Raw genomic sequence first — 3,282 nt, 5'->3', positions numbered from 1 at the left:
GTGCGTTCGGGACGAGCAGTGCCCTCGGGAGGCGACGGCCGGGGTCGCGGGGCAGGCTGCGGGGCGTCCGGATCGTAGGTCGGGGTGCTGATCCGCGGGCGGGCCGATGGGGTCGCGACGGGTTGATCGGCGGCCTCCGGCACGTCTGGGGTGGCTGCCGCGGGGGCGGCAACAGCCGGGTCGATCTGGGTGGTGTCGGGCGCTGGCTGGGGGCTACGTCCGTACAGCCAGTCGAGATCGGCCTGCCGATCGCGGTCAGTCATGGCCTCGAGGCTACCCTCCGCCGTGTCGGCCTCAGGGGAGCCGCGCCCGCTCCTGGTCTGCCGTGCTGGCACGTTTCGCCTCGTCCCCGCCCACCAGGACCACCGTCGAACCGCCGCCCAGGATCGGGGCGACCAGGGCCTCGCAGACCGTCTGCCAGGGATCGTCGGCGGGCAGCACGACGCGTCGCTCGCCGACCGGTGCGACCTCGGACAGCGCGTCCCAGTCGTAGGAGCTCTCGGACTCGAAGCAGATCGGGCCGGTGGCCGGCACCCGCCAGTGCACGTCGGGTTGGCTGAGCACCTCGACATTGTCGGTGATCCCCAGCGGGCGGGTCTCGAATCCGGCGCCCAGCGGGTGCAGCGAGCAGCCGATCGTCTCAACACCGGGCACCGGGTGGGCGTCGGTGGGGCCCACGACCGCCCTGGCGGTGCTCAGGCGGGAGCCGAACCGCTTCGTCTTCCGGGGCACCCGGGAGTACGGGGCGCTGCAGCAGGGACTGCGTGAGCCGGCACACCTGCAGGATGGGGCTGACTGGAGCATTCAGGTCGACCGGTTGGCCGCAGCGTCCTTGCAGGTCGACGCCGACCCGTCACCCCAGATCTGGCAGTTGATTCGCAGCGAACGGCACCAACTGCTGCACGGCGATGTCCCGCTGTTCACCGCCGACCCTCACACCGGGACAGTCACCGGCCCCGGCATCGAACCTACCGCGGACGCCCTGATCGAGTCGGGGAGCCAGCTGCTGGACAACCGTCTCGGCGCACTGGACGACGCCGACCTCGCCCGGCAACGAGCGCTGGTACGAGCGGCGCTCTACACCGACGCTGCCCGTCAGAACAGCATGTCGAGACCGGTGGTCGAATCGGCCGTCGACCCGGTGAGCGGGGCGGCATCGCGGGCCATGCGTGTGACCGAACTGGTGTCCGCTGCCTGCGAGCTGGCTGACACCATTTCAGCCGCGTCGGTCGCAGGCCCCGATGGCAGCGCCACCTGGATCGCCCCGCAGTACCACCCCGAAGTGGACCGCTACCAGTTGCAGCCGCTGCACTGGGACCTTAATACCGGCACCTGCGGGGTGGCGCTGTTCCTCGCCACGGCCCATGCGGTCACTGATACCGCCGCCTACCGCGACGTGGCGCTGGCCGCCGTCCAGCCGGTGCGGGACGCGTTCGCCCACGAACCCGCGTCCGCTGCCCAGCTCATCGGGCTTGGCGGGGCCACCGGCCTCGGCTCGGTCATTCACGGCCTGGCCAGGGTCGGCATGTTGCTGGGGGATTCGTCGCTCGTGGAGGACGCCGTCGGTGCGGCGCTCCAGGTCGACTCGGCGCGGCTGGTCGGGTCGGGGCCGGATGTCTTCGACGGTGCGGCAGGCGCGCTGCTCGGGCTGTTGACGGTGTACGCCAGTCGGCCCGACGCCGCTGTGCTCGATCGCGCGGTGTTGTGCGGCGATCACCTTGTTGCCAGCGCGCAGCTCGCCCCGACTGGACGGCGCGCGTGGCGCACCCTCGGCGGCCGCTTCCTCACCGGGTTCTCCCATGGCGTCGCCGGAGTCGCCTACGCGCTGTCGCGGCTGTTTCTGGTCACCGGCGATCCGCGCTACCGAATGGCCGCCGCAGAGGCGATCGGGCATGAGCTCGCCCTGTTCGACCACCAGGAGAAGAACTGGCCAGACCTGCGTGAGCCGGGCAGTTTCCGTCGGGAGTGGTGCCACGGTGCGCCGGGGATCGGGCTGGCGCGAATCGGTGGGCTGGATGCGCTGGACACCGCCGCCATCCGGGCAGACATCGACGCGGCAATCGGCTGCGTCCGATCGACCGGGTTGGCGGGTCCGGACCACTTGTGCTGCGGCAACGCTGGACGCGGCGAACTGCTGCTTACGGCGGCCACCCGGCTCGGCCAGCCGGATCTGCTGGCCGAGGGGCGACTGCGGGCTTCCGCGTTGGTTCGGCGGGCGAGCGCCGCGGGCTGGTATGAGCTGGACGAGTTGCTGCCCGGCAGTCTGGTCGTACCCGGCCTGCTGCAGGGCGTGGCCGGGATCGGCCATCACCTGCTGCGCGCGGCCGAGCCCTCGCTGCCCTCGGTTCTGCTCTGGGCCTGATCTGTGGTGCGCGGGCCCGGCGAACGTCGAGGGCCGCTCCCGCGACCGGTCACGCGGTCAGGACGAACCCGAGTGCCGCGCTTGACGCCGACAGCACGCCCAGCCCGAACGGTAACCAGGCGCTCTCCCGGCGCCGCAGATGCGTGATGACCGCGCCGATCAGGATGATCAGCAGACCGCTCGCCGCCACCGGCGCGAGAACCGGTTGGATTCCGGTGGCCAGCGGCAGGACCAGCCCCACGGCGCCGAGCAGCTCGGCAACCGCGATCAGCTTGAGGGTGATCGGTGAGAAGTCCTCCACCCATGCCATCCCGCTGTCGGCGAGCGACTGCTTGTTCTTGACCAGCTTTGTGCCACCGGCGACCAGTACCAGGATCGCCAGGGTTGCATTCAAACCCAACAGGACTATCTGCATCATCGTGGCCTCCACGTTCGGGGCGACGCGGTTGGGGCCGCCTGCCACCACTGTCCCTGCTGGTGCGGCCACCCGAATCAACCGAGCAGCTGGACTGCTGTGGCCCATCGGCTGGCCGGCCCCGTGATTACCGGGTGCACAAGGCGTTGGTCTGGGTGAGCGGATCGTCCGCCCGGTGCCATAGTTGCACCATGACCCACCTGCCGCGGCACCCCGGCCGCGAGTGGCGTTGGATCGTCCGGGCGACCGCGGTGGTCGCGCTGCTGATGGTCGGCTGGGTGGGCTTGACCAGCTGGGACGCGGTCGTCGGCGGCCATCCGCTGTACGGCGTGCTGCTGGCCGGTACCGTGGTCGGGGCCGGGCTGGCCGGGTGGCGAGGGTTACGGGACGGCCGGCCGCCAACCGGCTGGCGGCGGGTCATCCGGGTCGTTCTGCTCAGCCTGGCGCTCGGACTGGTCGCGCTGCTGTCGTGGCTGCGTCCGCTGGGCGCGGGCGATCCGGCGAT

At 71.3% G+C, this 3,282-nt stretch carries 4 protein-coding genes and 1 pseudogene; 2 read left to right on the top strand and 3 right to left on the bottom strand.

The genetic code is table 11. The features are described from left to right. A pseudogene (locus tag WBL05_RS11660) lies at nt 1–263 on the bottom strand (hypothetical protein); the annotation flags it as partial. A 31-nt stretch (nt 264–294) separates the two neighbouring features. Next, a complete protein-coding gene (locus WBL05_RS11655; RefSeq protein ID WP_424226101.1) occupies nt 295–678 on the bottom strand; it encodes a hypothetical protein in 384 nt (127 codons plus the stop codon). Between WBL05_RS11655 and lanM the strand changes: the two genes are divergently transcribed. Further along, on the top strand, nt 668–2,362 hold the full coding sequence (lanM, locus tag WBL05_RS11650; RefSeq protein WP_424226100.1) for a type 2 lanthipeptide synthetase LanM: 1,695 nt from the start codon (nt 668–670) through the stop codon (nt 2,360–2,362). The two genes, WBL05_RS11655 and lanM, sit on opposite strands and share 11 nt — an antisense overlap. 49 nt (nt 2,363–2,411) lie before the next feature. Here lanM and WBL05_RS11645 read toward each other — a convergent pair whose 3' ends face one another. Next, nucleotides 2,412–2,780 carry a DoxX family protein gene (locus tag WBL05_RS11645; RefSeq protein ID WP_424226098.1) on the bottom strand — a complete coding sequence of 123 codons (369 nt, stop codon included), beginning with the start codon at nt 2,778–2,780 and terminating at the stop codon, nt 2,412–2,414. A gap of 188 nt (nt 2,781–2,968) precedes the next feature. Between WBL05_RS11645 and WBL05_RS11640 the strand changes: the two genes are divergently transcribed. Then, nucleotides 2,969–3,282 (top strand): hypothetical protein (locus WBL05_RS11640; RefSeq protein ID WP_424226096.1); only part of this gene is annotated, 314 nt, incomplete at its 3' end.

This window comes from Brooklawnia sp. (genome assembly GCF_049651565.1).
Classification (GTDB): domain Bacteria; phylum Actinomycetota; class Actinomycetes; order Propionibacteriales; family Propionibacteriaceae; genus Brooklawnia.
Note: the sequence above shows the minus strand (reverse complement) of the source record. Positions and strands in the feature narration are given on the sequence as shown.